We start from the raw sequence: 23,593 nt of genomic DNA, 5'->3' as shown, positions 1-23,593 counted from the left end.
TCCCTTCGGTGTTTCCGACTCTATCAGATCTTTCCGATCCGATTTCCTCGGTGCTTTCCAGGTTCTCGCTCTCGCGTTTCCCTTTCCGGCGGTTCTGACTCTATCAGATCCTTTCGGCCCTGATTCCCCGTCAGTGGGTTTGTCTTGAGCCTGAGATGCAATTACCTCGCGGCCTTTCGACATTCACTACTTTAACCGATTCTCGGCGGAGTCCCTAATCGGGTCCGAGAGATTGAATTCGAGCATGCGGACATGACGAATTCACCCTCTGCGAGGGAGGTCGTGAGTAGTGGGTTGGCCGCTTCCGGCTGCTGGCGTGACGCCGTACCCGGTTCAAGCGGCTCGGAGTACATTACGCACTCTCCAGGGCCCCGTCAACTTCGGCGCCGCCGGGGCGTATGAGGCCGGTAGGGGCTCACGGTCGGGTCGTCCGCGATCCAGTAGCGCCAGGGGTGCACGCCCCCGTCCCCGGCGACGCCCGTGCGCGGGCCGCTGCGTACCTGGTCGGCGGCGACCGGCGCACCGGTCGCGATCCGCAACGGCGTCTCGCCCGGGGCGCACGCGTCCGTGCCGTCGAAGGCGCGGTCCACACCCAGCGCCGTGGCCAGGCGGGCCGGGCCCTTGGCCAGTTCCCTGTCGTTCCGGGCGGAGATCCGGCGCTTGCGGGCCAGTTCGGCGCCCTCGACGATCTCGCCCGCGCGCAGCAGTACGCCGCTCGCCCTGCCCTCCGGGCCGCACACGAGATTCATGCAGTGCCACATGCCGTAGGTGAAGTAGACGTATACATGGCCGGGTGGCCCGAACATCACCTCGTTGCGGGCCGTGCGGCCGCGGTACGCGTGGGAGCCGGGGTCGTTCGGGCCGTCGTAGGCCTCGACCTCGGTGAGCCGCAGGGCGATCGGACCGTCCGGGGTGGTGCGGACGAGCAGGCGTCCCAGGAGATCGGGGGCGACCTCCAGTACCGGGCGGTCGAAGAACGTCCTGGGCAGGGGCGTACGGTCGGGGATCGCGATCACGGCGTACGAGCGTAGTCCAGAGGGAACTCCGCCACAGGGCGGCCGGGTTCCCCGCCCCTTCTTATAGGTGTGGGCGCGGAACCAGGGCGGGCCGGAACGCGTTTCTAGGGATCAAGGATCCAGGTATTGGATCAAGGGTCCATGTACGACAGCGCGCGCAAGCGGCGAGGCGACGGCACGGACGTCGTCCGGGAGGGAAGATTCATGGGGTTCAAGCGGCTGCTCGCGAGCCTGGGGGCCGGCGGGGCTTCGGTCGAGACGTTGCTGGGCGAGGAGAACGTCGTGCCCGGCGGTGTCGTCCAGGGCGAGGTGCGGATCCAGGGCGGCTCCGTGAACCAGTCCATCGAAGGGCTGAGCGTCGGCCTCCAGGCCAGGGTCGAGGTCGAGGGGCACGACGACTCGGAGTACCACCAGAACATCGAGTTCACGAAGGTGAGCCTCGGCGGTGCCTTCGAGCTGCAGGCGGGCGCGCTGCACGTCGTCCCCTTCGGGCTCGAGATCCCGTGGGAGACCCCGGTCACCATGATCGACGGGCAGTCGCTGCGGGGGATGAACATCGGCGTCACGACGGAGCTGGCGATCGCGCGGGCCGTGGACTCCGGTGACCTGGACCCGATCAATGTGCACCCGCTGCCGGCGCAGAAGGCGATCCTGGACGCGTTCATCCAGCTCGGCTTCCGCTTCAAGAGCGCGGACATGGAGCGCGGTCACATCCGGGGCACACGGCAGCGGCTGCCGTTCTACCAGGAGGTCGAGTTCTACCCGCCGTCGCAGTACCGCGGCCTGAACCAGGTCGAGTTGAGCTTCGTCGCGGACGAGAGCGCGATGGACGTCGTCCTGGAGATGGACAAGAAGTCCGGTCTGTTCACCGAGGGCAGCGACTCCTACCGCTGCTTCCAGGTGGGTCTGCACGACTTCCACGGCACGGACTGGGCCGCCTACCTCCATCAGTGGCTGTCGGAAGTCGGCAGCAAGCGAAGCTGGTTCTAGGCTCTGCAACGAATCGACCGACCCCTGATCCAATGACTTGGAGGTGCCGAGGTGACCGAGCTCAAGAGGCGGCCACTGCCCCATGACTTCCATCCGCCCGTGCCGTCGTTCACGGTGACGAGCGAGGACGTCGCGCCGGATGCCCCGCTCAAGGACGCTCAGGTGCACGCGGGCGGGAACCTCTCGCCGCAGTTGCGCTGGGCGGGCTTCCCGCCCGAGACCAAGAGCTTCGCCGTGACCTGCTACGACCCGGACGCCCCTACGGGCAGCGGGTTCTGGCACTGGGTCCTGTTCGACATCCCGGCCTCGGTCACCGAGCTGCCCGCGGGTGCCGGGGGCGGGAAGTTCGAAGGGCTGCCCGCGGGCGCCGTGCACGCGCGCAACGACTACGGGACGAAGGACTTCGGCGGTGCCGCGCCGCCGCCCGGGGACGGACCGCACCGGTATGTGTTCACGGTGTACGCCGTGGACCAGGACAAGCTCGGTCCGGACGCGGACGCCTCTCCCGCGGTGGTCGGCTTCAACCTGCGGTTCCACACGCTGGCGCGTGCCCAGCTCATCGGCGAGTACGAGAACCCCGCCGCCGGCTGACGCACGCTCTCGGAAGCCCGACGTTCACAGAACGTTTGCCCGTCTCCGGTCATGGAAGTGACCGGAGGCGGGCAGATTTATTGCGTTGTCCATCTCGGCATGCCCGTCCAGAGTTGGTCCAGGCCCGCCGGGGGGCGGGCGGGTGCATACGGGAGGTGGGCTGGATGCGTGACACGCTTGTGCTGAACGCGAGCTTCGAGCCGCTGTCGACGGTGTCCTTGAACCGAGCTGTCGTCCTGGTGTTGCAGGACAAGGCCGTTGTCGAGCAGTCGCATCCCGAACTCCGTATGCGAGGCGCCGATGTCGACCTACCGGCGCCACGGGTGATCAGGCTCTGTAGGTATGTACGGGTGCCGTTCCGAAGAAGGGCGCCCTGGTCGAGGCGGGGTGTCCTGGTACGGGACCGGCACAGGTGCGCCTACTGCGGGCGGCGGGCGACGACCGTGGACCACGTGGTGCCGCGGTCGCGGGGCGGCGCCGACAGTTGGCTGAACACGGTGGCCTCGTGCGCCGAGGACAACCACCGCAAGGCGGACCGTACGCCGGAGCAGGCGGGCATGCCACTGCTGCGGCAGCCGTTCGAGCCGACGCCCGCGGACGCGATGCTGCTGGCGCTCGGGGACGACGGCCTCGGAGCGCTGCCGGAGTGGCTGGCGCAGTCCGCCGCCTGAGACTTACGAGACGGACGAGACGTACGCGTGACGGCGCTGGGGCCCGCCTCCTTCGGGAGGCGGGCCCCAGTGTCGTACAACGAGGTGTGCGTCAGTCGATCGACGGACGCTCGCGGCGCTCCGCGGCTGCCTTGGCAGCGGCTCCGCCGCCGCCCGCGCCCGAACCGCCGCCCAGCGGGTTGAAGTTGCCGATGGCGCCGGACAGGCCCTTGAGCGCGTCGCCGATCTCGCTGGGCACGATCCAGAGCTTGTTGGCGTCGCCTTCGGCGATCTTCGGAAGCATCTGGAGGTACTGGTAGGAGAGCAGCTTCTGGTCGGGGTCACCGGCGTGGATGGACTCGAAGACCGTACGGATCGCCTGCGCCTCACCCTCGGCGCGCAGGGCCGCGGCCTTGGCCTCACCCTCGGCGCGCAGGATCTGGGACTGCTTCTCGCCCTCGGCGGTGAGGATGGCCGCCTGACGCGTACCTTCGGCCGTGAGGATCGCGGCGCGCTTGTCACGGTCGGCGCGCATCTGCTTCTCCATCGAGTCCTGGATGGAGGTCGGCGGCTCGATGGCCTTCAGCTCGACGCGGTTGACGCGGATGCCCCACTTGCCGGTGGCCTCGTCGAGGACGCCGCGCAGGGCCGCGTTGATCTCCTCACGGGAGGTGAGGGTGCGCTCCAGGTCCATGCCGCCGATGATGTTGCGGAGCGTGGTGACGGTGAGCTGCTCGATGGCCTGGATGTAGCTGGCGACCTCGTAGGTCGCGGCACGCGCGTCGGTCACCTGGTAGTAGATGACCGTGTCGATGTTGACGACCAGGTTGTCCTGGGTGATCACCGGCTGCGGCGGGAACGGCACGACCTGCTCACGCAGGTCGATGCGGTTGCGGATCGAGTCTATGAACGGGACCACGATGTTCAGGCCCGCGTTCAGTGTCCGTGTGTAGCGGCCGAACCGTTCGACGATGGCTGCGCTCGCCTGTGGAATGACCTGGATGGTCTTGATCAGGGCGATGAAGACCAACACCACCAGAATGACCAGGACGATGATGATCGGTGCCATCGTTTCCCCGTACCCCTTCTCCGACTTGACGCCTGTGGCCGATCTTATGCTTGTTGAAGATCTTGCTGCTCGAGTCTGACAGACCGTCGGGGGCCCCGTGGCCTGTTCGGTTCAGTTGAGTTCCACGAGGTCACATGACGAGCGCGGTGGCCCCCTCGATGTCCACGACGTCCACCTCTTCGCCGACTTCGTAGGCGCGCCCGGTGTCCAGCGACCGTGCCGACCAGATCTCCCCGGCGAGCTTGATCCGGCCGCCCGCGCCGTCGACGCGTTCCAGGACGACGGCCTGCTTGCCCTTCAACGCGTCGATTCCCGTGGACAGTTGGGGCTGGCTGCGGTGCCGGGCCGCGATCGGCCGGACCACCGCGATGAGCGCGACCGAGACCACGGCGAAGACGATCACCTGAAGCACGGCACCGCCGCCGAGGCCGTCGACCGCGGCGGCCGCGAGGGCACCCACCGCGAGCATGCCCAGTTCCGGCAGCGCGGTGATCACGAGCCCGATGCCGAGCCCTGCCGCCCCGATCAGCCACCACACCCACGCGTCGATGTTCACATGGTCATGGTAGGGCCGCCGGTGCGCTCACGGACAGGGCACCGACGGCTGTTCCAGGGGACTTCGCGGCTCGGGACCGCGCGGGTCAGGACAGCGGCAGGCCCCGGGCGGTCCAGCGGTCACCGGCCTGCTCCACGACGAGCGGGAGGCCGAAGCAGAGGGAGAGGTTGCGCGAGGTGAGTTCGAGCTCCAGCGGGCCCGCGGCGAGCACCTTGCCCTGGCGGATCATCAGGACGTGGGTGAAGCCGGGGGCGATCTCCTCGACATGGTGGGTGACCATGATCATGGAGGGGGCGATCGGGTCGCGGGCGAGGCGGCCGAGACGGCGTACGAGATCCTCACGGCCGCCGAGGTCGAGACCGGCGGCGGGCTCGTCGAGGAGCAGCAGCTCGGGGTCGGCCATCAGGGCGCGGGCGATGAGCGTGCGCTTGCGCTCGCCCTCGGAGAGGGTGCCGAACTTCCGGTCGAGGTACTCGTTCATGCCGAGGCGGTCGAGGAAGGCGCGAGCACGCTGCTCGTCGATGTCCTCGTACTCCTCGTGCCATCCGGCGGTCATGCCGTACGCGGCGGTCAGCACGGTCTGCAGGACGGTCTGGCGCTTGGGGAGCTTCTCGGTCATGGCGATGCCGGCCATGCCGATGCGCGGGCGCAGCTCGAAGACGTCGGTGCCGGGCTTGCCGAGGGTCTCGCCGAGGATGGTGACCTTGCCCTTGGTGGGGTAGAGGTAGCTCGACGCGACGTTCAGGAGCGTGGTCTTCCCGGCGCCGTTGGGGCCGACGATGACCCAGCGCTCGCCCTCCTTGACCGACCAGGAGACCTGGTCCACCAGAGCGCGGCCCTCGCGGACCACGGTTACGTCCTCCAGTTCCAGAACATCGCTCATGAGCGCGTTGTCTCCCCTTGCAGTGTGGCCAGTGTCGGCTCTCGCGTACGCCGGTCGGCGCGGTCCGCCACGCCGATGGGCGCAGCCCCCATGAAATCTACGCCACCGGCCGACCCCTCCCATCCATAGGTCAGGTCCTTAGGGTGGAGGCATGCTCACGGAACCACGCTCAGGGCGACTGACCGCATGGGGAAATGCCCTTTTGGCCGGACTTGTCCCGCCCGACGACGCCGCATCGTCCATCGTCGGTGACGATGCGGTGCACCGGGTCGAGGGGCTGCCGCAGGAGTCGGCCCCCGTCGGTCTCACGCTGGCGCTCGGGCGGCTGCGGCGGCTGGGGGTGACCGGCCTGCGTCTCGCGCTGCCCGCGCCGGGGCATCCGCTGGGGCTGAGCGGGCCCGCGGAGTTCAACGCGCGGGCGCTGGAGGCCGAGGAGGCGGTGGTCTGTCACGGGGCCGCGTTCGGGCTGGTGCCGGAGGTCAGCTCGGCGGGGCCGGCCGGTGACGCGCATGTCGAGGTCGTCTGGCGCTGTCTGCCGGTACGGGAGGCGCCGCCCGCCGATGTGCCCTCGCTCGGGGAGGCCGAGCGGGAGCTGGCGGAGGCGCTGCGCGAGGCGACGGAGGTGCTGTCCCGGCTGGACGTGGCGGCGTCGGGGCCGGTGGCGGAGGCCGCGATCGATGCGTACCGGGCGCGGGCCGAGGCAGGCCGGGAGGTGCTGGCGCCGGGGTATCCGCCGCGCGCGGTACGGGTGTTGGAGCTGGCGCGGCGGGTGGGGCTGCTGATGTCGGTCGCGAAGGACGGGCACGGGGGCGCGGTCAGCGCCTCGGAGATGGCGGCGCGGGCGCATGCGCTGCGGCCGGTGGAGCGGACGGCGCGACGGGCGCAGGTCGCGGCGTACAACTCCGTCGTGGAGGCGCGGGAGAGGCGCTGAGCCGGACGGTTCGGCCCTGCGGACGGTGAGCCCGCGACTCGGCCTCCCGGGTCGTTGCCCGGGAGGCCGGTCGCGGTGGGCGGCGGGGTCTCAGTGGTTGAGACCGGCGTTGCCGAAGGCCGGGTTCAGGAGCCCGATCACGTTCACGCTGTTGCCGACGGCGTTCACGGGGACGTGGACCGGGGCCTGGATGACGTTGCCCGAGACGACGCCCGGGGAACCCGCGGCCACGCCGCCCGCGTGCGACCCCTCGGTGGCGGAGGCCAGGCCGGCGCTGGCGGCGACCAGCCCGCCGGCCACCATCGTGATGGCTGCGGCCTTCTTCAGGTTCTTCACTTACGGAGCCTCTCCTCGCGATCACTGCGGCGGGCGCCGCAGCACGCCCTGGAGAACGGCCGGGCTCACCCCGAGGATGCGCCATTCGGGTGACATACACACGACGGTATGAATCTCATCCCGGAGGGGAACCTTCCGCGCGGCGGTCAGCCGTCGATCCCGTGGCGTACGGCCCAGAGCGCGGCCTGGGTGCGGTCCGCGAGGTCGAGCTTCATCAGGATGTTCGACACATGGGTCTTGACCGTCTTCTCCGACAGCACCAGCGCGCGGGCGATCTCCCGGTTCGACCGGCCGTCCGCGATCAGGCCCAGCACCTCGCGCTCCCGCTCGGTGAGCGAACTCCCCCTCCCCTGGCTCGTGGTGCCCTCCTCCTCGGACAACAGGGCCTGGGCGACCTCCGGTTGCAGCAGGACGTGCCCCGCGTGCACCGAGCGGATGGCTCCGGCGAGCGCGTCGGGGTCCACGTCCTTGTAGAGGTAACCGGCGGCGCCCGCGCGCAGGGCGGGGACCACCGTGCGCTGCTCGGTGAAGCTGGTGACGATCAGTACGCGCGCGGGGTGGTCGAGTTCGCGGAGTCTGCGCAGCGCGTCGATCCCGTCCATGCCCGGCATCTTGACGTCCATGAGGACGACGTCGGGCGCCAACTCCTCGGCGCGGGCGACCCCTTCGGCGCCGTCGGAGGCCTCGCCGACGACCTCGATGTCGTCCTGCACCTCGAGGAACGTACGCAGACCGCGGCGGACCACCTGATGGTCGTCGACGAGCAGCACCTTGATCGGGTCAGCCACCGGGGACCTCCATCTCGATCGTGGCGCCCTTCCCGGGCGCCGATATCACGGCCAGCGTGCCGCCGACCCCGCTCGCGCGGTCGTGCATGGAGACGAGCCCCAGATGGCGTCCGGCGCTGCGGACCGCCGTGGGTTCGAAGCCGCTGCCGTCGTCCGTGACCCGCAGGACGGCGCCCGGTCCGCGCTTGGCCAGGGTCACCTCGACCCGCCGCGCGCCGGAGTGGCGCAGGGCGTTGTGCAGGGCCTCCTGGGCGACGCGCAGCAGCGCCTCCTCCTGGGCGGCGGGCAGTGCTCGTACGCCCTGGCTGATGAAGGTCACCCGCGCGCTGTGGGCGCGGTCGAGGACCTTGACCTGGGTGCGCAGCGTGGCGACCAGTCCGTCCTCGTCGAGCGCGGCGGGGCGCAACTCCACGACGGCCGTGCGCAGTTCGTCGGCGGCCTCCGCGGCGAGCGCGGCCACCTGCTGCAACTCACCCTTGGCGCGGCCCGGGTCACGGTCCACCAGGGCGGCTGCCGCCTGCGCGGTCAGGCGCAGCGAGAAGAGCTTCTGACTGACCGCGTCGTGCAGTTCATGGGCGAGCCGGGAACGCTCCTCGGAGATGGTCAGCTCGCGACTGCGCTCGTACAGCCGGGCGTTGGTGAGGGCTATCGCGGCGTGCTGGGCGAGGATCGAGAGCAGGTCCTCGTCCTCCTCGGTGAAGCCGCAGCCGCCGTCGGGCTTCGGGCAGCGCTTGTTCGCCAGGTAGAGCGCGCCGATGATCTCGTCGCCGTCGCGCACGGGCACGCCGAGGAAGTCGGACATGTCGGGGTGGGCGTCCGGCCAGCCGCCGAAGCGGGGGTCCTCGCGGACGTCGGCGAGCCGCTCGGGCTTCGCCTCGTGCAGCATCGCGGCGAGGATGCCGTGCTGGCGCGGGAGCGGGCCGATGGCCTTCCACTGTGCGTCGCTGACGCCGTCCACGACGAACTGGGCGAAGCCGCCGTGGTCGTCCGGGACGCCCAGCGCCGCGTACTCCGCGTCGAGCAGCTCGCGGGCCGAGGCGACGATCGTCTTGAGGACGTCGCGCACCTCCAGATGCCTGCTCATGGCCAGCAGCGCGGAACTCACCGCGGACAGGCCCGACGGGGGTCGATGACTCATGACCTCACCGTACCGGGGAGGTGTGACAGCGCGTATCCGACCTGTGGCCGCGGCGCCTGCGCCCTTCGTCCTAGGCCGAAGAGCCCCGGTGGCCCGGGACCCGCGCCCGAGGCGGCCGAGGGGGGCGCGTTCCTACCGTGAGATCACCGCCGGTCACGGACGGTGTGGACGAGGACGAGGGAGCGGTGTCATGCCGGTTGCGATCATCACGGGTGCTTCGAAGGGGCTGGGCCGGGCGCTGGGGGCCGCCCTGGCGGAGCGGGGCTGGGATCTGGTGCTGGACGCGAGGACCGCGCCGGTCCTGGCCGAGTCGGCGCGGGCCCTGTCCGCGTACGGGACACGGGTGGAGGCCGTGCCCGGGGATGTGACGGACGCCGCGCACCGGGCCGAGCTGGTGGCGGCGGCCCGGCGGCTGGGCGGGCTCGATCTGCTGGTGAACAACGCGAGCGCGCTGGGCGCCGAGCCGCTGGTACGGCTGGCGGACCAGCCGCTGGAGGGGCTGCGCAGGGCGCTGGAGGTGAACGTGGTGGCCGCGCTGGGCCTCACCCAGGAGGCGCTGCCGCTGCTGCGCTCCTCGACCGCGGGCACGGTGATCATGCTCAGCTCGGACGCGGCGGCCGAGGCGTACGAGACATGGGGCGGGTACGGGGCCTCGAAGGCGGCTCTCGATCACCTCGCGGCGGTGCTCGGCGCGGAGGAGCCCGGTCTGCGGGTGTGGGCGGTCGACCCGGGGGACATGGACACGGACCTGTACACGGCGGCCGTACCCGTGGACGACGACGCCCGGCCGGCCCCGGAGAGCGTGGTGCCCGCGTTCCTGAGGCTGCTCGACGAACGCCCGGCGACCGGCCGCTATGCCGCCCCCTCGCTGCTGGAGCGGCGATGAGGTCCGTGATCGAGCAGGTTCCCTCCTCTCTCTCCGCGCGTGTTCCGGTCGAGCAGCGTGGGGCGGGGCTGGGGCGGGATGCCGTGCGGCTGTTGCTCTCGCGTGGGAGTGAGGTGTCCTCTCACGCGTTCGTCGAGTTGCCGCGGCTGTTGCGGGCCGGGGATCTGCTCGTCGTCAACACGTCGGCGACGCTGTCGGCCGCGGTGGACGGGTGCCTCGGGCACGCGCGCGTGGTGGTGCACTTCTCGACGCGTGGGGACGACGGGCGGTGGGCCGTGGAGGTGCGGGAACCGGACGGGAAGGGGACCACGCGCGCGCGTGGGGCGCGCGGCACGCTCGCGGGGGCGACAGTGGGGCTCCCCGGTGGCGTACGGCTCGTTCTGGAGGACCCTCTGTCGGCGCGCGGTGACCGACTGTGGTGGGCCCGCCCCTCGGAGCCGGACGTGGTGGGGCTGCTGAGGCGGTACGGGCGGCCCATTCGCTACTCCTATACAGAGAGGGACCAGCCGCTCGGCGCGTATCAGACGGTGTTCGCCCTGCCGTCGCCCGAGGGCATGGGCAGTGCGGAGATGCCGAGCGCGGCGCGGCCCTTCACCGCGCGCCTGGTCACGGAGCTGGTGAGCCGGGGTGTGCTGTTCGCGCCGGTCACGCTGCACACGGGGGTGGCGTCGGCGGAGGCGCACGAGCCGCCGTACCCGGAGCGCTTCGCCGTGCCCGAGGCGTCGGCGCGGCTGATCAACGCGGTCCGGGCCGATCGTCGCGCGGGGCGCGGTGCGGGGCGGGTGATCGCGGTCGGTACGACGGCGGTGCGGGCCGTCGAGTCGGCCGCCGACGCGGAGGGCGTGGTGCGGCCCCGCGAGGGCTGGACCGATCTGGTGCTGACGCCCGAGCGCGGGGTGCGGGTGGTCGACGGGCTGCTGACCGGGCTGCACGAGCCGGAGGCCTCGCATCTGCTGATGCTGGAGGCGGTCGCGGGGCGGGCGGCGGTGGCCCGCGGGTACGAGGAGGCGCTGGCCCGGCGCTACCTGTGGCACGAGTTCGGGGACCTTCACCTTCTTCTGCCGTGAGCGGCCATGGAGGCTTCCGGCGCCCCCGGAGACGCGCGGGATCCGCTCCTTGGCTTCACCCTCTGAAAGCTGCTCACACAGAGGATTGCTCCAGCAACTCCACGTGAGACCGGAGCCTCGCGGATGTGAGGGCGCGCATAGGGCCCAGGTCACGTACGAAGCCGCATAGGAGACACAAGAGGCCTTATGAACGGGACAGATGCGCCGATCTGTCCCGTTTTGCCGTTCCTGTCTCCACTACCCAGGGTCGTAGGTCACACCTTTGCATCGGCATTTTGCGGTCGCTAAGAATGGCTCATGTCGCTCGGCGCAGTGGTGAACATCCGCGGCGCTTGTGCTGGAACATCAAATGTCCCCGCCGGTACGAGAGCGACCTCCGCGCAACCGAGAGGTCCATCCCGTAATGCTGAAGAAGATCAACGTCCGTGACCGTGTTCGCAAGATGAACAAGGCCCAGAAGCTGACCGTCTCTGGTGTCGCCGCCCTGAGCGTCGCCGGTATCGCCTTCACCGCCGTGCCGAGCCAGGCCACCCCGGCGCAGACCACGCAGGCTGCCGCTGAGGCGCCCGCGAAGCTGGGCGACAAGCAGCTCAAGGACGTCAAGGCCGCTGTCACCGACCAGAAGGCCGCCGACAGCCTCAAGGTGAGCCGCGCCGGTGAGCGCGTCGACCTGAAGCCGGTCTCCGCCAAGACCTACGGCGACAACGTCGACGGCTGGATCCGCCAGTCGCTGGACATCATGAAGGAGAAGGGCATCCCCGGCTCCTACAACGGCCTGCACAAGAACATCATGCGAGAGTCCTCGGGTAACCCGATGGCCATCAACAACTGGGACATCAACGCCCAGAACGGCATCCCCTCCAAGGGTCTGCTCCAGGTCATCCAGCCCACCTTCGACACGTACCACGTGAGCGGTACCTCGAAGAACATCTACGACCCGGTCGCGAACATCACGGCCGCCGCCAACTACGCGGCCGACCGGTACGGCTCGATCGACAACGTCAACAGCGCGTACTGAGGCAGGCGCGGGCCTCTGGTCGCACACGTCTAAAGGGCGGCACCCTCTGGGGGTGCCGCCCTTCGCGCATGCCGTGAAGCTGCCGGTCGTTACTTCCGCATGACTACTTCCGCATGACCTCGGGCTCGTGGCGGCGCAGGAACCGCGCCACCAGGAAGCCGCAGATCGCGCCGAGAGCGAGCAGGGCGACCATGTCCATGCCCCAGGCGGACACCGTGTGGTCCCACAGCGGGTCCGTGCTGGTCGGGTCGTCCGTGTTCGGGGCGATGTTGTTGAAGTCCAGCGTCGTACCGGCGGCGGCCACCGCCCAGCGGGACGGCATCAGATACGAGAACTCGTTGACGCCGACCGTGCCGTGCAGGGTGAACAGACAGCCGGTGAAGACGACCTCGATGATCGCGAACATCACCAGCAGCGGCATGGTCTTCTCGGAGGTCTTCACCAGGGCGGAGATGACCAGGCCGAACATCATCGAGGTGAAGCCGAGCGCCATGATCGGCAGGCACAGCTCGAGGAGGGTGGCGTTGCCGAGGATCAGGCCCTGCTCCGGGATCTCACGGCTGGAGAAGCCGATCACGCCGACCATGAGGCCCTGGAGCACGGTGATGGCCCCGAGAACGATCACCTTCGACATCAGATAGGCGGAACGGGACAGGCCGGTGGCGCGCTCCCGCTCGTAGATGACCCGTTCCTTGATCAGCTCACGGACGGAGTTGGCGGCGCCCGCGAAGCAGGCGCCGACCGCGAGGATCAGCAGGACCGTGGTCGCCGTACCGTTCGGTACGGGCAGGCCGGTCTTCGCGTTGACCTGGTTGACCAGCAGGCCCCGGTCGGGGTCGATCAGCAGGCTGACCGCGCCGAGCACCGCCGGAAGGATCACCGTCAGCGCCAGGAAGCCCTTGTCGGAGGCGATGACCGAGAGGTAGCGCCGCATCAGCGTGCCGAGCTGGGAGAACCAGCCCTGTGGCTTGGGCGGCTTGATCGTCTGCGGCTGGGACACGTCGATCGACTGCGGGGCGACCGCGTCGATGTCCGCGGCGTACATCTGGTAGTGCTGCGAGCCCTTCCAGCGACCGGCCCAGTCGTAGTCGCGGTAGTTCTCGAAGGCGGAGAAGACGTCGGCCCAGGTGTCGTAGCCGAAGAAGTTCAGCGCCTCCTCCGGCGGGCCGAAGTAGGCGACCGATCCGCCGGGCGCCATCACCAGCAGCTTGTCGCACAGCGCCAGTTCCGCCACGGAGTGGGTGACGACCAGGACCGTACGGCCGTCGTCGGCGAGGCCGCGCAGCAACTGCATGACATCGCGGTCCATGCCCGGGTCGAGACCGGAGGTCGGCTCGTCCAGGAAGATCAGCGACGGCTTGGTGAGCAGCTCCAGGGCCACCGAGACACGCTTGCGCTGGCCACCGGAGAGGGAGGTGACCTTCTTCTCCTTGTGGATGTCCAGCTTCAGCTCGCGCAGCACCTCGTCGATCCGGGCCTCACGCTCGGCGGCCGTGGTGTCGGCGGGGAAGCGCAGCTTGGCCGCGTACTTGAGGGCCTTCTTGACCGTCAGTTCCTTGTGCAGGATGTCGTCCTGCGGGACCAGGCCGATGCGCTGGCGCAGCTCGGCGAACTGCTTGTAGAGGTTCCGGTTGTCGTAGAGGACATCGCCCTGGTTGGCGGGGCGGTAGCCGGTGAGCGCCTTCAGCAGGGTCGACTTGCCGGACCCGGAGGGCCCGATGACGGCTATCAGCGACTTCTCGGGGACGCCGAAGGAGACGTCCTTGAGGATCTGCTTGCCGCCGTCGACCGTGACCGTGAGGTGACGGGCGGAGAAGGAGACCTCACCGGTGTCGACGAACTCCTCGAGGCGGTCGCCGACCAGACGGAACGTCGAGTGACCGACGCCGACGATGTCGTGCGGGCCGAGCAGCGCCGAGCCGCTCTTGCCGATCGGCATACCGTTGACGAACGTGCCGTTGTGCGAGCCGAGATCGCGGATCTCGAACCGGCCGTCGGGCGTCGCGTGGAACTCGGCGTGGTGACGGGAGACCTGGAGGTCGGAGACGACCAGTTCGTTCTCCAGCGCACGTCCGATGCGCATCACGCGGCCGAGCGAGAACTGGTGGAACGTGGTCGGGCTGCGGTCGCCGTAGACCGACGGCGCCCCCGCGCCACCACCGGGTCCCTGCTGCTGCGGGATCTGCGCGGCGGCCTGCTGCGGAGCGGGCTGCTGCGACTTCTGTTGCGGAGCGGCCTGTTGCTGCGGCTGCTGCCAACTCTGCTGCGGAGCCTGCTGTTGCGGTGCCTGCTGCTGCGGAGCCGCTTGCTGCTGGGCCCACCCGGCGTTCGCTCCCTGGGCCGCGTACGGCTGTTGGGGCTGGGCCTGGGGCGCGGCGCCCGCGGCGCCGGACAGGGTCATGCGCGGTCCGTCGGTCGGGTTGCCCAGGTTCACGGCCGAGCCCGGCCCGATCTCCTCCTGCTGGATCCGCCGGCCCTGTACGAACGTGCCGTTGGTACTGCCGTGGTCCTCGATCGCCCAACTGCGGCCGTTCCAGGCGATCGTGGCGTGACGCCAGGACACCCTGGCGTCGTCGAGCACAATGTCCCCCTGCGGATCACGTCCGAGGGTGTATGGCCTGGACGCGTCGAGCGTCCAGGTCCGTCCGTTCAATTCGAGTACGAGTTCCGGCACTCCAGCCCCACTGAGTTGTCCCCCGAGTTACCCCCGTCACAGGGAGTCTAGGGATGTCGAACATCGTGGGGAACTATTCCAGGCTCAGCCCGCTGACCGAAAGTCGGACCTTGTCCGGACCGTGTCCGGACTTTGTCACGACGTGCTCACGCGCACCCGAGCACGCGCCGTTGACGGCGGTGAAACCAGCCCGGAGAGTGGGAATTCCCCCGGAGGAGGACATCCCCGGGGGAACGCCGCGGCGCGGATCGGGGGCTGACGATGACAGGCATCGGAACCGCGGAGCCGGGCAGGAGGCTGCCCTGGGCGGATGTGCTGCTGTCCGCGATCGCCTCGGTGAGCTGGGCGTTGATCGGCATGGCGGGCACCGCCGCGCTCGGTCTGCATCTGCTTCAGGCGGACACGGCGGGCTCGCTCGGGCCGATGACCGCGGCGGTGGTGGCGCTGGGGGCGGGCGGGTCGGTCACCCCGTCCGGGGACGTCTCGGCGTTCGGCCTGAAGGGGGCCGAGGCGACGACCGCCCTTCAGATCACGCCACTCGGGGTGAGCCTCGTGGGAGCGCTCCTGCTGAGCTGGTTCTTCCTGCGGTCCCTTCGTGCGGCGGGAGTTGGGGTCACACCCGGTGAACTCCTCGCGCGCGCGGGCCTGGTGATCGCCCTGTTCGTCGCGCTCCTGGGCTTCCTCGCCTGGGCCGGACACGACACCGTCACGCTCGACGGGGGGTCACTGGGGCTGGACCGGCTGCCGGGCAAGGGCGGTGGCGGCATCGATCTCCCCGGACTCGGCGACATCGGCGGGCTGCTGCCGAGCCATGTCGGCGACCTCGTCCAGGCCAAGGCCGCGGTCGGCTTCACCGTCGGCACCGGGCCCACGCTGCTGGGCGGCGCCGTGTGGGCGGCCGGTGTCCTGGTGATCGCGCTGCTCGCGTCCCGACGCACGCCGCTTCCGCGCGGCTGGGACGCGCTGCACCGGGTGGTACGTCCGGCCGTGTCCGCGCTGGTGGCGGTGTTGCTGGTGGCCGTGGCCGCCGGGCTCGCGGCGGCGGCGTGGGCGGCGCTCCGCGACGACCACCCGGCGCGGATCGCGGGAGCGGCACTGCTCGGCGCGCCCAACGGGGTGTGGCTGGGCGTCCCGCTCGGCCTGTTCGTGCCATGGGACGGCCGCGCCACAGGCGAACTGACGAAGCTGCTCCCGGACCCCCTGGACCGATTGCTCCGCACAGGCACCGACCAGCCGATCACGGTGGGACGCCTGGCGGACCTGGACGGCAAGGTATGGCTGCTCGCGCTCGCCGCGGTACTGGCGATGCTCTGCACGGGAGTCCTGACGGCGGTGCGTACGCCGGTCGTACGGGACCGGGGTCCGCTGGCCTTCGCGGGGAGCTGCGCGCTGCGGCTCGGGATCGCGACGGCGGCGACACTGCCCCTGCTGGCCTGGCTGACAGAGGTCTCGGTGAACGCCTCACTGTCAGTACTCGGCTTCGACGCGTTCGGCGCGGGCATCACCCTGCACGGCCACCTCGGCACGGCGGTACTGCTGGGAGCGGCGTGGGGGGCGGCGGCGGGGTCAGCCGGGGCGCTGCTGGCCTACGCCACGGGGGCAGCGGGCAGCCGCGCCGCGCTGCTCGCCGGGGGCGGCGGCGAGGGGCAGGCGACGCCAGGACAGTCGGGGCCAGGGCGGTCGACGCCTGCGGGGCCCTACGAGCCGGGCCGCCCGTATCGTCCGCCGAACCCGGACATGAACCCGTATCTGCGGCTGCCGGAGGAGCTGCGCGAGGCCCCACCGCGAGGAACCGAGGGGCTGGCCGGTGCGACGCCAGAGGCCGGTGCGATGCCAGAGGTCGGTGATGTGCACGGGGCGCCTACCGTGGTCGGGCCGCTTGAGCCTCCTCCGGTGCGGCGGCGGGGGGCGGCGTCCTGGGACGAGGGGCCGCCTCCGCCGCCTCCTCCGCCGCCCCCGGCGCCCCCGGCTCGGGGGAGGTGAACGGCGGGAGTCGCGTTGATGTCCGCTGGGCGGACCGGGGCGCGGAAGGCACTCGGTGCCGGATACCGTGGGAACACCATGAGCGCTTCGCAGACCACCGACGCCCCCACTCTCCTCGTCAAGATCTTCGGCAAGGACCGGCCCGGCCTGACCGCCGGCCTGTTCGAGACTCTGGCCGGCTACGACGTCGACGTGGTCGACATCGAGCAGGTCGTCACCCGGGGCCGTATGGTCCTCTGCGTACTCGTGACCATGCCCCCGGCCGGGGAAGGCGATCTGCGCGCCACCGTCCACGGCTGGGCGGAGTCCATGAAGATGCAGGCCGAGATCATCTCCGGGCTCGGCGACAACCGCCCGCGCGGCCTGGGCCGTTCCCATGTCACCGTGCTCGGCCACCCGCTCACCGCTCAGTCGACCGCCGAGATCGCCTCGCGCATAACAGCGGCGGGCGGCAACATCGACCGTATCTTCCGGCTCGCCAAGTACCCCGTCACGGCGGTGGAGTTCGCGGTGTCCGGCGTGGAGACCGCGGCGCTGCGCACCGCCCTGGTCACCGACGCCGCGGCACTCGGTGTCGACGTCGCCGTCGTCGCGGCCGGGCTCCAGCGGCGGGCCCAGCGCCTCGTCGTCATGGACGTGGACTCGACGCTCATCCAGGACGAGGTCATCGAACTCTTCGCCGCGCACGCGGGCTGCGAGGCCGAGGTCGCCGAAGTGACCGCGGCGGCCATGCGCGGCGAGCTGGACTTCGAGCAGTCCCTGCACGCGCGCGTGGCGCTGCTCAAGGGGCTCGACGCCTCGGTGGTGGACAAGGTCCGCTCCGAGGTCCGGCTCACTCCGGGCGCGCGCACCCTGATCCGTACGCTGAAGCGGCTCGGCTTCCAGGTCGGGGTCGTCTCCGGTGGGTTCACCCAGGTCACGGACGATCTCAAGGAACGGCTCGGGCTCGACTTCGCCCAGGCCAACACCCTGGAGATAGTCGACGGGAAGCTGACCGGCAAGGTCATCGGCGAGATCGTGGACCGCGCGGGCAAGGCACGGCTGCTGCGCCGGTTCGCCGCCGAGGCGGGCGTACCGCAGGCGCAGACCGTCGCGATCGGGGACGGCGCCAACGACCTGGACATGCTGAACGCGGCCGGTCTGGGCGTCGCCTTCAACGCCAAGCCGGTCGTCCGCGAGGCCGCCCACACCGCCGTGAACGTCCCCTTCCTGGACACCGTCCTGTATCTCCTCGGCATAACCCGCGAAGAGGTCGAGGCCGCGGACACCCACGAGGACGCCCACTGAGGGATCAGCTCGCTGAACGGGGTCCGCTGCCCAAGGGGCGCCGGACCCCGTCCCCGCTACGCGGTTACTCGCTCGGCGCCCAGTAGTCGAGCAGCGTGGCCACGCCCGGCTCCAGCCCCTTCCAGGAGCCCTCGAAGGAGAGCACGGCGAAGGCGGCGGCCGGGAAGCCGCGGCGGCTCATCCGCTCCCGCGCGTCACCCTCGGCCGCGCCGGAGAGGACCTCGGCGAGGCCCTGGACACCGGGGTTGTGGCCGATGAGGAGCACATCGCGGATGTCGTCGGGGGTTTCGTTGAGCACGGCGATCAGCTCGCCGGGCGAGGCCTCGTAGACCCGCTCCTCGTACACGGTCTTCGGCCGGTGAGGAAGCTCCTGGACCGCCAGCTTCCAGGTCTCACGGGTGCGGGTCGCGGTGGAGCAGAGGGCCAGGCCGAAGGGGATACCGGTGTCGGCCAGCTTGCGTCCGGCGACGGGGGCGTCCATGCGGCCCCGGTCGGCGAGGGGACGCTCATGATCGGACACCTGCGGCCAGTCGGCCTTCGCATGCCGGAAGAGGACAATCCTGCGGGGTTCTGCGGAGCTCATGCGTCCCAGCTTCGCACGAGACAGGCCACCGGACGCGGGGAGTTGGCGGAGGTCGGCCTCACGGCGTGTACTGCGTCAGGGCCTGCTGGATGTGGTTCAGCAGTTGGCTGACGGCGGGGGTGCCCCCGGCGCTCGCGTCCGCCGGGTTGAGTATCAGCGCCAGCAGGGCGAGGAACGCCAGCGTGGGCAGGGCGAGCGCCCACCAGGGGAGCCGGATCTCGACGCCGCCCGTGGTCGCCGGGTGGGGCCGGGTGGGGGTGCGGGCCGACATGGCTGCCTCCGTACGTCATCGACGTGGTACCTGGGCCGCCGTTTCGCTGCCCTGTCTCGAAGGTACGGACTCCGACGCCCTCAACCCATCCGGTGATCCACCCACTTGACCCTGACACTCGCCCCCTAGGGGACGGGGGGACAGCCCTACCCCGAGCCGTCCTACCAGGGGTGCGAGCACCTCAGAGCGCGGCAGGCGTCAGAAGCTCAGAGCCACGGCAGTGGTCGCAGTGGTCAGGGTGCCGCGATCGTCGCGATGATCGCGATGAGCACGAAGATGGCGATGAAGGCCCCGAAGACGAGCAGCATCTTCTTCTGGCCGTTCTGGGGGTTCGGGTCGAGGACCGGCATGCCGCCAGTCTCGCACCCCTCCCCCACCCCGGCTGCGGCGGGGTGGGAACACCGGACACCGCCGGAGCCACGGCGGTCCGTCCGCTCAGCGCGCCGCCTCGTCCTCCACGGTCCGGTTGCGGCCCGCCAGCACGCCCGCCACGATCTGCGGGGCCATCAGCCCGGCCATGAGGGCGATCGGCAGGCCCCAGCCGCCGCTGTGCTGGTAGAGGACGCCGACCAGCAGCGGCCCCGGGATCGACAGCAGATACCCCGTGCTCTGCGCGAACGCGGACAGCTTGGCCACCCCCGCGCTCGTACGGGCCCGCATGCCCACCATGGTCAGCGCCAGCGGGAACGCGCAGTTGGAGACGCCGAGCAGCACCGCCCACGCCCAGGCGCCGCCCGCCGGGGCCAGGTACAGGCCCGCGTACCCGGCCAGGCCGCACACGCCGAGCACGACCACGATCGGGCCCTGATGCGGCAGCCGCGACGCCAGCCGCGGGATGACGAAGGCCAGGGGCACGCCCATCACCATCGTGACGGCCAGAAGCAGACCGGCGGTACCGGCGGGGACCCCGGCGTCGCGGAAGATCTGGGCCATCCAGCCCATCGTGATGTACGCGGCCGTGGACTGGAGCCCGAAGAAGGCGGCCAGTGCCCACGCGGTACGGCTGCGCACCATCCGCAGCCCGTCGGGCTCGGCGGGGGCGGCCGCCGCGGCCGGGCTCGCCGCGGAGTCCGTGCCCCGCGCGCGGACGAACGGAAGCCACGGCAGCACGGCCACCGCCGCCAGCGCCGCCCAGACGGCGAGTCCCGGCTGCCAGTTCCCGCCCAGGGCGTTGGTCATGGGCACGGTGACGGCCGCGGCGGAGGAGGTGCCGACGGCGAGCGCCATCGAGTACAGGCCCGTCATCGAGCCCACCCGGTCCGGGAACCAGCGCTTGACGATCACCGGCATCAGTACGTTGCTGACGGCGATGCCCATCAGGGCGAGCGCGGTGGCGGCCAGGAATCCGGCCGTGTTCCCGGCGTACGGGCGGATCAGCAGACCGGCGGTGATGGCGACCATGCCCGCGCAGACCACCGCGCCCGGCCCGAAGCGGCGCGCGAGCCGGGGTGCCATGACCCCGAAGACGGCGAAGCACAGCGACGGTACGGAGGTGAGCAGGCCCGCGACGCTGCCGCTCATCCCGAGCCCGTCGCGCACTTCCTTCAGGAGGGCGCCGAGGCTGGTCACGGCGGGGCGCAGATTGAGCGCGGCGAGGACGATCCCGGCGACCATCAGCCGCGTCGTCCACGTACGCGCGGTCGCCGCCGTGTCCTCGGCACCGCGCTCGACGCCGGTCGCCGCCGTGGCCTCACTGCCGGTTCCGGCCGTCGCCGCGGAACTGCGTATCGGTGCGGACGTCGTCGCCCCGGTCTCCTCACGTGTCATAGGTGCCATCATAGAATGATGGGATGATTGGTTGTCCACGCCGTTCATCGCGCTGCGGTTCATCGCGCCTGCGTTACGCTCCGCATTCCCCGGCCACGCCTCCGAGCCCGCCCGAAGGACCGTCATGTCGCTGAGCCACCCTCGTCGATCCGCACTGTCCGAGCAGGTCATCGCGGCGTTGCGGACCCAGATCACGTCGGGTGAATGGCCCGTGGGCTCCCGTATCCCCACCGAGCCCGAGCTGGTCGAGCAGCTCGGGGTGGCCCGCAACACGGTGCGTGAGGCCGTGCGCGCGCTCGCGCACAACGGTCTGCTGGACATCCGTCAGGGCTCGGGGACGTACGTGGTGGCGACGAGCGAGCTGGCGGGCGTGATGCACCGCCGCTTCGCCGACGCGGACCCGAACCACATCGCCGAGCTGCGCTCCACCCTGGAGTCGGCCGCCGCGAAGCTGGCCGCCGAGCGCCGTACCGAGCGCGACCTCAAGCAGCTCGACGCGGCCCTCGCGCGCCGGGAGGAGGCCTGGACGTCCGGGGACACGGAGGCGTTCGTGACCGCGGACGCGACGTTCCACCTGGCCGTGGTGGCCGCGTCCCACAACGACGCGATGACGGCGATGTACGCGGACCTCGGCGAGGTGCTGCGGGACTGGCTGCGCGGCGACGTCGGCGAGGAGCTGACACCGGAGACGTACATGGACCACACGCGGCTCATGGAGGCGATCCGCGCGGGCGACGCGGCGACGGCCGCCACGGAGGCGGCGGGCTATCCGTTCCTGTGCCGGCCTCGCCGGGGTCCTTGCTCCCAGGTCCGGGGAGACTGAGCCGCGGAATCAGCAGGGGGGAACGGACGAACCAGGTCTGGTACGGCGGCTCGGGGCCCGGCCCCCGCGACGAACTGCGCCAGTTCGTCGAGGCGCACGCGTCCGCCTGACCGCACACGCGCGGGGACGCGTGGGATCAGCTCATCTGCGGTGCCCCGCCCAGGCCGAGCGGACCGTGTCCCAGCAGCGGCCGGTCATCCGTACGGTCGTCGCGGGCGCCGCCTCGACGGGGGCGGTGTCGGTGTCGATGTCCCACCAGCGGGCGCAGTCGATGTGCAGGCTGACGTGGTCGCTCAGCGGATACGGGTTGTAGCAGTACGCGATGACGTCCGAGCCGCTCACGCGCACGCGGCAGTCGGCGCCGAAGGGCTCCGGAGCCGGGGCGCTCGCGGACCGCACGCGTGCCTGTGGCAGAGCCTCGTAGGGCAGGGACACGACCAGCAACACCGCGACGGGCCAAGGGGCGATACGGCGGAACAGGCGCACAACCAGACCTCCTCGGCCGTACGGCTGCGGGGCGGTGCGTACTCATACATGCGCGTACTCACAGCGTGCGTGCCACCACGGTCCGTACGCCCGGTCAGGTACGCCGAACGGGCGACGCCCCGCTCCCGTGGTGCGCGGGAGCGGGGCGTCGGCCCGTACGGATCAGGTCAGGCTCCGATGGCGTGCACGCCGCCGTCCACGTGGATGATCTCGCCGGTGGTCTTCGGGAACCAGTCGCTGAGCAGCGCGACGATGCCGCGACCGGCCGGCTCCGGGTCGTTCATGTCCCACTCCAGCGGGGAGCGGGTGTCCCACACGGAGGCCAGTCCGCCGAAGCCCGGGATGGACTTCGCGGCCATGGAGCCGATGGGGCCCGCGGAGATGAGGTTGCAGCGGATGTTCTGCTTGCCCAGGTCACGCGCCATGTAGCGGTTGGTGGCCTCCAGGGCGGCCTTGGCCGGGCCCATCCAGTCGTACTGCGGCCAGGCGAACTGGGCGTCGAAGGTCATGCCGACGACCGAGCCGCCCTCCTGCATCAGCGGCAGGCAGGCCATGGTCAGCGACTTCAGGGAGAACGCCGAGACATGCATGGCGGTGGCGACGGACTCGAACGGCGTGTTGAGGAAGTTGCCGCCCATGGCGTCCTGCGGCGCGAAGCCGATGGAGTGCACGACACCGTCGAGGCCGCCCAGCTCCTCACCGACGACGTCGGCGAGGCGCCCGAGGTGCTCGTCGTTGGTGACGTCCAGCTCGATGACCTTGGTGGGCTTGGGGAGCTTCTTGGCGATGCGCTCGGTCAGGGTGGGCCGCGGGAAGGCGGTCAGGATGATCTCGGCGCCCTGCTCCTGGGCCAGCTTGGCCGCGTGGAAGGCGATGGAGGACTCCAGCAGCACACCGGTGATCAGGACGCGCTTGCCCTCGAGAATTCCGCTCATGGTGATCAGTGACCCATTCCCAGTCCGCCGTCAACAGGGATGACGGCTCCAGTGATGTACGAGGCGTCGTCCGAGGCGAGGAACCGCACCGCGGCGGCGATCTCCTCCGGCTGCGCGTACCGGCCGAGCGGCACCTGCCCCATGATGCCCGCGCGCTGCTCGTCGGTGAGCGCCCGGGTCATGTCGGTGTCGACGAAGCCGGGGGCGACGACGTTGAAGGTGATGTTGCGCGAGCCCAGCTCACGGGCGAGGGAGCGCGCGAAGCCGACCAGGGCGGCCTTGGAGGCGGCGTAGTTCGCCTGTCCGGCCGAGCCGAGGAGGCCCACGACCGAGGAGATCAGCACCACGCGGCCCTTCTTGGCGCGCAGCATGCCCCGGTTGGCGCGCTTGACGACGCGGAAGGTGCCGGTGAGGTTGGTGTCGATGACCGAGGTGAAGTCCTCCTCGGACATCCGCATCAGGAGCTGGTCCTTGGTGATGCCCGCGTTGGCCACGAGGATCTCGACGGGACCGTGCTCGGCCTCGATCTCCTTGTAGGCCTGCTCCACCTGCTCGGGGTCGGTGATGTCGCACTTGACCGCGAGGCAGCCCATTTCCTTGAGGACGGTCGGGGGCTCACCCGAGCGGTATGTGATCGCGACCTTGTCGCCCGCGTCGGCGAACGCGCGGGCGATGGCGAGGCCGATGCCCCGGTTGCCTCCTGTGACGAGAACCGAGCGGCTCAACGGATCACCCTTTCGATAGCACTCTGGAACCCCTGCGAGAAGGGCGCCTTCATCGAAAACCTATCGGTCCGGGTCGCCGGGCGGGGATTCCGGCACCGACAGTGGCGCCACCTGCCTACTGTCGGGTTCCTACAGTCGGT

General features: G+C 70.6%; 25 protein-coding genes. 10 read left to right on the top strand and 15 right to left on the bottom strand.

Going from position 1 to position 23,593, the window contains the following annotated elements:
- Positions 1-374: 374 nt before the first annotated feature.
- Positions 375-1,016: a DNA-3-methyladenine glycosylase gene (locus ACZ60T_RS17150; RefSeq protein ID WP_365620954.1), complete on the bottom strand. Its 642-nt coding sequence runs from the start codon at positions 1,014-1,016 to the stop codon at positions 375-377.
- Between the two features lie 204 nt (positions 1,017-1,220).
- Here ACZ60T_RS17150 and ACZ60T_RS17145 point away from each other — a divergent pair, with 204 nt between their 5' ends.
- The 3 genes from ACZ60T_RS17145 (at position 1,221) to ACZ60T_RS17135 (ending at position 3,268) form a co-directional block, all read left to right on the top strand.
- Positions 1,221-2,006 carry a sporulation protein gene (locus ACZ60T_RS17145; protein ID WP_469666595.1) on the top strand — a complete coding sequence of 262 codons (786 nt, stop codon included), beginning with the start codon at positions 1,221-1,223 and terminating at the stop codon, positions 2,004-2,006.
- A 51-nt stretch (positions 2,007-2,057) separates the two neighbouring features.
- A complete protein-coding gene (locus ACZ60T_RS17140) occupies positions 2,058-2,597 on the top strand; it encodes a YbhB/YbcL family Raf kinase inhibitor-like protein (protein WP_469666568.1) in 540 nt (179 codons plus the stop codon).
- Positions 2,598-2,761: 164 nt separating this feature from the next.
- Positions 2,762-3,268 carry an HNH endonuclease gene (locus ACZ60T_RS17135; protein ID WP_365620949.1) on the top strand — a complete coding sequence of 169 codons (507 nt, stop codon included), beginning with the start codon at positions 2,762-2,764 and terminating at the stop codon, positions 3,266-3,268.
- A gap of 91 nt (positions 3,269-3,359) precedes the next feature.
- Here ACZ60T_RS17135 and ACZ60T_RS17130 read toward each other — a convergent pair whose 3' ends face one another.
- The 3 genes from ACZ60T_RS17130 to ACZ60T_RS17120 all read right to left on the bottom strand — a co-directional run bounded on the left by ACZ60T_RS17130 (position 3,360) and on the right by ACZ60T_RS17120 (position 5,755).
- Positions 3,360-4,316: an SPFH domain-containing protein gene (locus ACZ60T_RS17130; protein WP_365620947.1), complete on the bottom strand. Its 957-nt coding sequence runs from the start codon at positions 4,314-4,316 to the stop codon at positions 3,360-3,362.
- 130 nt (positions 4,317-4,446) lie between these two features.
- Positions 4,447-4,872, bottom strand: a complete 426-nt coding sequence (locus ACZ60T_RS17125) for an NfeD family protein (protein WP_365620944.1) — start codon at positions 4,870-4,872, stop codon at positions 4,447-4,449.
- An 85-nt stretch (positions 4,873-4,957) separates the two neighbouring features.
- Positions 4,958-5,755 (bottom strand): ABC transporter ATP-binding protein, encoded by a 798-nt coding sequence (locus ACZ60T_RS17120; protein WP_252428389.1) that lies wholly within the window; start codon positions 5,753-5,755, stop codon positions 4,958-4,960.
- Between the two features lie 151 nt (positions 5,756-5,906).
- Between ACZ60T_RS17120 and ACZ60T_RS17115 the strand changes: the two genes are divergently transcribed.
- Positions 5,907-6,686: a hypothetical protein gene (locus ACZ60T_RS17115; RefSeq protein ID WP_469666566.1), complete on the top strand. Its 780-nt coding sequence runs from the start codon at positions 5,907-5,909 to the stop codon at positions 6,684-6,686.
- A gap of 90 nt (positions 6,687-6,776) precedes the next feature.
- Here the strand turns inward: ACZ60T_RS17115 and ACZ60T_RS17110 are convergent, their stop codons facing one another.
- The 3 genes from ACZ60T_RS17110 to ACZ60T_RS17100 form a co-directional block, all read right to left on the bottom strand.
- Positions 6,777-7,022, bottom strand: a complete 246-nt coding sequence (locus ACZ60T_RS17110) for a chaplin (protein ID WP_365620937.1) — start codon at positions 7,020-7,022, stop codon at positions 6,777-6,779.
- A 146-nt stretch (positions 7,023-7,168) separates the two neighbouring features.
- Entirely contained in the window at positions 7,169-7,810 is a 642-nt protein-coding gene (locus tag ACZ60T_RS17105) for a response regulator transcription factor (RefSeq protein ID WP_365620934.1), read from the bottom strand.
- Positions 7,803-8,948 (bottom strand): GAF domain-containing sensor histidine kinase, encoded by a 1,146-nt coding sequence (locus ACZ60T_RS17100; protein ID WP_469666565.1) that lies wholly within the window; start codon positions 8,946-8,948, stop codon positions 7,803-7,805. The genes ACZ60T_RS17105 and ACZ60T_RS17100 overlap by 8 nt, the downstream gene beginning before the upstream one ends.
- 190 nt (positions 8,949-9,138) lie before the next feature.
- On the opposite strand from ACZ60T_RS17100, the gene ACZ60T_RS17095 reads away from it, so the two are divergent.
- The 3 genes from ACZ60T_RS17095 (at position 9,139) to ACZ60T_RS17085 (ending at position 11,919) form a co-directional block, all read left to right on the top strand.
- Positions 9,139-9,834 (top strand): SDR family NAD(P)-dependent oxidoreductase, encoded by a 696-nt coding sequence (locus ACZ60T_RS17095; protein ID WP_469666564.1) that lies wholly within the window; start codon positions 9,139-9,141, stop codon positions 9,832-9,834.
- Positions 9,831-10,901, top strand: coding sequence for an S-adenosylmethionine:tRNA ribosyltransferase-isomerase (locus ACZ60T_RS17090; protein ID WP_469666562.1), 1,071 nt, complete (start codon positions 9,831-9,833; stop codon positions 10,899-10,901). Before ACZ60T_RS17095 ends, ACZ60T_RS17090 begins: the two co-directional genes overlap by 4 nt.
- A 403-nt stretch (positions 10,902-11,304) precedes the next feature.
- Entirely contained in the window at positions 11,305-11,919 is a 615-nt protein-coding gene (locus tag ACZ60T_RS17085; RefSeq protein WP_365620922.1) for a transglycosylase SLT domain-containing protein, read from the top strand.
- A 103-nt stretch (positions 11,920-12,022) separates the two neighbouring features.
- On the opposite strand, the gene ACZ60T_RS17080 is transcribed toward ACZ60T_RS17085, so the two are convergent.
- Entirely contained in the window at positions 12,023-14,593 is a 2,571-nt protein-coding gene (locus ACZ60T_RS17080) for an ABC transporter ATP-binding protein/permease (protein WP_469666561.1), read from the bottom strand.
- 261 nt (positions 14,594-14,854) lie between these two features.
- Here ACZ60T_RS17080 and ACZ60T_RS17075 point away from each other — a divergent pair, with 261 nt between their 5' ends.
- Positions 14,855-16,576, top strand: coding sequence for a streptophobe family protein (locus tag ACZ60T_RS17075; protein WP_469666560.1), 1,722 nt, complete (start codon positions 14,855-14,857; stop codon positions 16,574-16,576).
- Between the two features lie 78 nt (positions 16,577-16,654).
- On the top strand, positions 16,655-17,863 hold the full coding sequence (gene serB / locus ACZ60T_RS17070; protein ID WP_365620913.1) for a phosphoserine phosphatase SerB: 1,209 nt from the start codon (positions 16,655-16,657) through the stop codon (positions 17,861-17,863).
- A gap of 64 nt (positions 17,864-17,927) precedes the next feature.
- On the opposite strand, the gene ACZ60T_RS17065 is transcribed toward serB, so the two are convergent.
- The 4 genes from ACZ60T_RS17065 to ACZ60T_RS17050 form a co-directional block, all read right to left on the bottom strand.
- Positions 17,928-18,446, bottom strand: a complete 519-nt coding sequence (locus ACZ60T_RS17065) for a SixA phosphatase family protein (protein WP_365620911.1) — start codon at positions 18,444-18,446, stop codon at positions 17,928-17,930.
- Between the two features lie 58 nt (positions 18,447-18,504).
- Positions 18,505-18,717: a hypothetical protein gene (locus ACZ60T_RS17060; protein ID WP_365620908.1), complete on the bottom strand. Its 213-nt coding sequence runs from the start codon at positions 18,715-18,717 to the stop codon at positions 18,505-18,507.
- 233 nt (positions 18,718-18,950) lie between these two features.
- A complete protein-coding gene (locus ACZ60T_RS17055; protein WP_365620905.1) occupies positions 18,951-19,067 on the bottom strand; it encodes an SGM_5486 family transporter-associated protein in 117 nt (38 codons plus the stop codon).
- Between the two features lie 85 nt (positions 19,068-19,152).
- Positions 19,153-20,484: a CynX/NimT family MFS transporter gene (locus tag ACZ60T_RS17050; RefSeq protein ID WP_469666558.1), complete on the bottom strand. Its 1,332-nt coding sequence runs from the start codon at positions 20,482-20,484 to the stop codon at positions 19,153-19,155.
- A 124-nt stretch (positions 20,485-20,608) separates the two neighbouring features.
- Here ACZ60T_RS17050 and ACZ60T_RS17045 point away from each other — a divergent pair, with 124 nt between their 5' ends.
- Positions 20,609-21,307: a FadR/GntR family transcriptional regulator gene (locus ACZ60T_RS17045; RefSeq protein WP_469666557.1), complete on the top strand. Its 699-nt coding sequence runs from the start codon at positions 20,609-20,611 to the stop codon at positions 21,305-21,307.
- Positions 21,308-21,448: 141 nt separating this feature from the next.
- On the opposite strand, the gene ACZ60T_RS17040 is transcribed toward ACZ60T_RS17045, so the two are convergent.
- From ACZ60T_RS17040 to fabG, 3 genes are all read right to left on the bottom strand, one after another.
- Positions 21,449-21,793, bottom strand: a complete 345-nt coding sequence (locus ACZ60T_RS17040; protein WP_365620893.1) for a hypothetical protein — start codon at positions 21,791-21,793, stop codon at positions 21,449-21,451.
- A gap of 167 nt (positions 21,794-21,960) precedes the next feature.
- Positions 21,961-22,728 carry an enoyl-ACP reductase FabI gene (gene fabI / locus ACZ60T_RS17035; RefSeq protein ID WP_469666555.1) on the bottom strand — a complete coding sequence of 256 codons (768 nt, stop codon included), beginning with the start codon at positions 22,726-22,728 and terminating at the stop codon, positions 21,961-21,963.
- Between the two features lie 5 nt (positions 22,729-22,733).
- Entirely contained in the window at positions 22,734-23,453 is a 720-nt protein-coding gene (gene fabG, locus ACZ60T_RS17030) for a 3-oxoacyl-[acyl-carrier-protein] reductase (protein ID WP_469666554.1), read from the bottom strand.
- Between the last annotated feature and the right edge of the window lie 140 nt (positions 23,454-23,593).

The organism is Streptomyces sp. NPDC104371, from assembly GCF_055583785.1.
This window is presented reverse-complemented; position numbering and strand designations above follow the sequence as displayed.